A 3803-nucleotide genomic window follows, 5' to 3' on the forward strand; every position below is an offset into this window, starting at 1 on the left:
CCGAGACGGCGGGCGCATTCCAGCAGGCCGTGGCCTTGCTCGAGCAGTCTGTGCACGGCCGCGTGGCGTTCGCGGGTGCGCTGGTCCAGCGGCTGGTCCTCGGCCGCGTCGGCGGCGTCGGCCGCGGCGCGGAGGGCGGCGAGTTCGGCGGGGTCGGGTTTCCGGGCGGCGGCGTGCCAGCCGTCGGCGTCCTTCGGTAGGCGGGCGCGGAGTTCGCGGATGCGGGCGTGGACGGGCGGCGGGAGGGTTGCCGGCGCCTCGGAGGTGCGGATGCCGTCGCCCTTCGCCGGCACCGGGGCTGGCGGGGCCGGCGGCGGCCGCCGAACGCGACGCCGTCGACGCCACCTACGAGGCCCTCAACAACCCCCTCGCCCGCCGCCCGTACACGATCACCGCCCCCGACGGCACCAGCATCGTCGTCGACACCCCCGAGCGGCAGAAGGCACTCAAGGACGAATACGCGGCGCGGCTCCGGACGGCGCACCGGACCGCTACCGCGGCCGCGAAGGAACGGAAGCGGGCCGAACAGCGGGCCATCCTCGACATGCTCGGCGAAATACGGCCCTACGGCGGCAAAAAGCATCCGAACCCCGTACCGGTAGGGCCGCCGCCGACGCCTACCGACTACGGCGAGACGCGGATACGGCCCGATTGGCGCGAACGCCTCGACCGCGGCTTCCGCTACTTCCCCGACGCCTGGGTAGAGGCCGGCAACAACCGGCCCCTGCGAATCGGCACCTCCCGCCGCGCCTTCTACACCACGGCCGACGACGGCGGCGGCACCCTCGGCCTCCAATCGCCGCCCGGCGACCGCAAAAAGTACGACGGGGCCTTCGACGACCACTCCGACGAGGTGACCGTCCATGAACTCGGGCACCGCATGGAGCAGACCATCCCCGGCCTCAAGGCCCTCGAGTTCGCCCTCGTCCGCCGGTACGGGCGCGACGGCGGCCGGGTCGAAAAACTCCGCCCCCTCGGCGCCGGCTACGGCAAGGACGAGGTAACCCAGCCCGACGAGTGGTTCAACCCGTACACCGGCAAGTCGTACGAGCTGGCCGCCCGATCCGGCCGGGACCGCGGACCGCACGAAACGAACTGGGAGATCTTCCAGGTTGGCCTTCAGGACACCTTTGGCCGCCGGAACAAGCACGGCCGGCCGGACGACCCGGACCTACTCCCCGCCTTCGTCGTCGGCGCCCTCGCCACCCTCGGCTAGGCCAGGTAGCCGTCCGGGGACCCCGCCGGCTCGGGCAGCGGGTACGGCGGCGGCGCCCCGATGATGCGGGCCCGCGGCCCCAACCGGTCCCGGGCATGAAGGAAGACGGCCAGCGGGTCGGAATCCCCGACGGGCGTGTATACCCGGCCGGAATCGGGCGGCCACTCGACCGGCTCCCAGGGGCCGACCAGTAGGTCCTGCAGCCCGGCCGACGCGCTCGGCCCGCGGCCCTCGTCCCAGCGCACCCAGCGGGTGCCGTCATCGACCTTCCACATACCGGACAACGCTAGAGGGGCTGCGACGATGACCTCCGGCGAACGACGATGACGGGCCGCCCGCACCCGGCCGACTGCGAGAACAGCGAGCCCGGGAGCATCTGCTCCTGCAGTTGCGCCGGCGCCCGCCACGCCATCGCCCGCACCGCCGGCAACGTTCCCGGCGCCGGGGGTGTGACGCGGCAGGCGCGGCGGGCCGCGGAACGCGCCGGCCGACCGGCCGATCGTCACCGGCAACCCGCCCGGCCGGCATTCCGCCGGCGGCATCGGCGGCTCCGGCTACGGCTACGGCTACTCCGGCTTCCCCTCCGCCCGCGCCGAACGCGCCTTCCGGCAATGGGAGGCCGATGCGAGGCGGCCGCCCGGCGCGCCCCACCCGCGCCGCCCCCTCGCCGTCTACGGCACCCGCCTACTGCTCGTCGACCGGTCCGAGGTGACGCACCGGCACCTCACCGAACTCGAAAAAGTGCCCGCCGCCTGGCACAACGCCGTAGCCGGCCACCTTGCCGGCGGCAATCCGACCGCCGGCATCTACATCGGCAACAAGGCCGTCCCCGACCTCGACGACCTCGGCCACCTCGCCGGCCACCCCATGCCAACCTGGGGACCCGGCCACACCTGGGACGAGGTGCCCGGCTGCTACGACTGGCCGGCCCGCGTCCTAGCCCTCGGCGGCGGCAACGCCACCCACGGCTCACAAAGCCTCGCCCTCCACGAATTCGGCCACGTCGCCGACGACACCGCCGGCCGGGCCACCGGCACCGGCGACCGCGCATCCCATTCCGACGCCTGGATTCGCCTCCACCGGCCCATCGCGGCCGCCCCGGACCAGGACGATTACTACCTCGGCCTGTACGGCAGCGGCCTTTCCGAAGCCTGGGCCGAATGCTTCGCCTGCTGGGCCCGCGACCGCCCGGCCGCCCGGCCCGCCGACGGCATCGCCGCCCACTTCCGCATCGGCACCCGCGAGGCCGCCGCCATCGTCGCCTACTTCGACAACATCGAAACCCGCCTCGCCCGCCGCCGCCGCTAGCCGGCCCGGCCGTCGATCCGCTTCGCCCACCGCTCGTAATCGGGATGATCCGGCCCGATCTCGGCGTAGCCGTGACCGGTGATCACGCCACCCGGCACCCGCGAGGGCGCCTCCACCATCATCGGCACCAAAAGGCGGTCCGGCCCGGTACGCCGCGCCCCATCGCTGAGAAAGCCCATGCCGGCCACGGTAGCCGCCGCGGCCGCCGCCCGGCCCTGCCCGGACGGGCAGGGCCGCCTACGCCACCTTTCGGGGGGAGGGCCGCACATGGCGGTGGACTACCTCAAGGTCGACGCCATCGCCGCGGCGGTCGCCGACATCTACGCCGACGCCGAAAACGCCCTCCTCGCCCTCCTGACCCGCCGGCTCGCCGCGGGCGGCTTCGATGACGACACCGGTACCTGGGCGGCCCGGAAACTCGGCGAGGTCCGCGCCCTGCGGCGCGCCGCGCAACTACTGGTCGATGAGCTGGAACGCGACGGGAACGTGACGGTACGCCGGGCGGTCGCCGACGGCTGGCGCGCCGGCAACACCGCCGCCCTCACCGATCTGGCCGAGGCGCAGGTCGGCGATATCGGCCCGGCCGCCCGCAGCGCCGACCAGGCCGGCGGAACGGCCATTCTCGGCCGCGCCTATACCGGCATCGACCTCCGCGCCGACCAAGTCGAGGCCAACCGGGAACAGGCCGCCGAGTTGCTGGCCGGCGCCGCCGCCGAACCGCTACGCGAGGCCGACATCGACGACCCCGCCGCGCTCACACCGGTCGAGGAACACGGCGGCCGGCCGGTGAAACGCGACGACACCTTCGCCGTCGGCGGCAGCCGCGGCGGAAAGGTCCGCACCGCCCTCGCCCTCATCGGCGCCGACGGCGCCCGCGGGGTTACCACCGCCGGATCGCGGCACTCGCCGCAGGTCAACATCGTCGCCACCATCGCCGCCCGCTACGGCCTACCCTGCCGCGTCCACGTCCCCTCCGGCGAACTCACCCCCGAACTACGGGCCGCCCGGCCTCGTCACCCGCCGCGAGCAGCGCCGCCCCGATCGCATCAAGGACGGCGTCGACGACCACATCGGCGAGGTCGCAGTAGCAGCCGCCGGCGGTAGCACAGACCCGGCAGATGGCGCCCCAGCCGCCGCAGGCCGAACAGCCGATCGGCTCCGCCGGCCACACATCGGCCCAGTCCGGCCGGACCGGGCCGTCACGCCAGCAGCCGCTGTGGGCGATCGCGGTCCTCTCGACGGCCTTGGCCAGGTTCGCCCACAGGTGCCATCGGTCGCT

The 3803-nt window shown here is 74.2% G+C and carries 6 protein-coding genes; 3 read left to right on the forward strand and 3 right to left on the reverse strand.

From position 1 onward, the window contains the following. Nucleotides 1-293: hypothetical protein (locus WH85_RS51415; protein WP_157411659.1), on the reverse strand; the 293-nt coding region annotated here is incomplete at its 3' end. Here WH85_RS51415 and WH85_RS45855 point away from each other — a divergent pair. Further along, nucleotides 248-1216, forward strand: coding sequence for a hypothetical protein (locus WH85_RS45855; RefSeq protein ID WP_045748523.1), 969 nt, complete (start codon nt 248-250; stop codon nt 1214-1216). The two genes, WH85_RS51415 and WH85_RS45855, sit on opposite strands and share 46 nt — an antisense overlap. Here WH85_RS45855 and WH85_RS45860 read toward each other — a convergent pair. Further along, complete coding sequence (locus WH85_RS45860; protein ID WP_045748524.1) at nt 1213-1491, reverse strand: hypothetical protein; 279 nt, start codon at nt 1489-1491, stop codon at nt 1213-1215. The two genes, WH85_RS45855 and WH85_RS45860, sit on opposite strands and share 4 nt — an antisense overlap. Before the next feature lie 433 nt (nt 1492-1924). On the opposite strand from WH85_RS45860, the gene WH85_RS45865 reads away from it, so the two are divergent. Next, entirely contained in the window at nt 1925-2524 is a 600-nt protein-coding gene (locus WH85_RS45865; protein WP_045748525.1) for a hypothetical protein, read from the forward strand. Here WH85_RS45865 and WH85_RS51420 read toward each other — a convergent pair. Further along, the gene (locus WH85_RS51420) at nt 2521-2703 is read right to left on the reverse strand and encodes a hypothetical protein (RefSeq protein ID WP_157411660.1); all 183 of its coding nucleotides are present in this window, start codon (nt 2701-2703) and stop codon (nt 2521-2523) included. The genes WH85_RS45865 and WH85_RS51420 overlap by 4 nt on opposite strands. Before the next feature lie 88 nt (nt 2704-2791). On the opposite strand from WH85_RS51420, the gene WH85_RS48040 reads away from it, so the two are divergent. Then, nucleotides 2792-3628, forward strand: a complete 837-nt coding sequence (locus WH85_RS48040; protein WP_052721334.1) for a phage minor capsid protein — start codon at nt 2792-2794, stop codon at nt 3626-3628. Nucleotides 3629-3803: the final 175 nt, after the last annotated feature.

Source organism: Actinoplanes rectilineatus (genome assembly GCF_000962825.1).
Taxonomy (GTDB): domain Bacteria; phylum Actinomycetota; class Actinomycetes; order Mycobacteriales; family Micromonosporaceae; genus Actinoplanes; species Actinoplanes rectilineatus.

What these genes read in the sequence shown, in the direction of transcription:
- WH85_RS48040 (WP_052721334.1), top strand. Translation starts at nt 2,792, where the DNA reads ATGGCGGTGGACTACCTCAAGGTCGACGCCATCGCCGCGGCGGTCGCC.
- WH85_RS51420 (WP_157411660.1), bottom strand. Translation starts at nt 2,703, where the DNA reads ATGGGCTTTCTCAGCGATGGGGCGCGGCGTACCGGGCCGGACCGCCTT.
- WH85_RS45860 (WP_045748524.1), bottom strand. Translation starts at nt 1,491, where the DNA reads ATGTGGAAGGTCGATGACGGCACCCGCTGGGTGCGCTGGGACGAGGGC.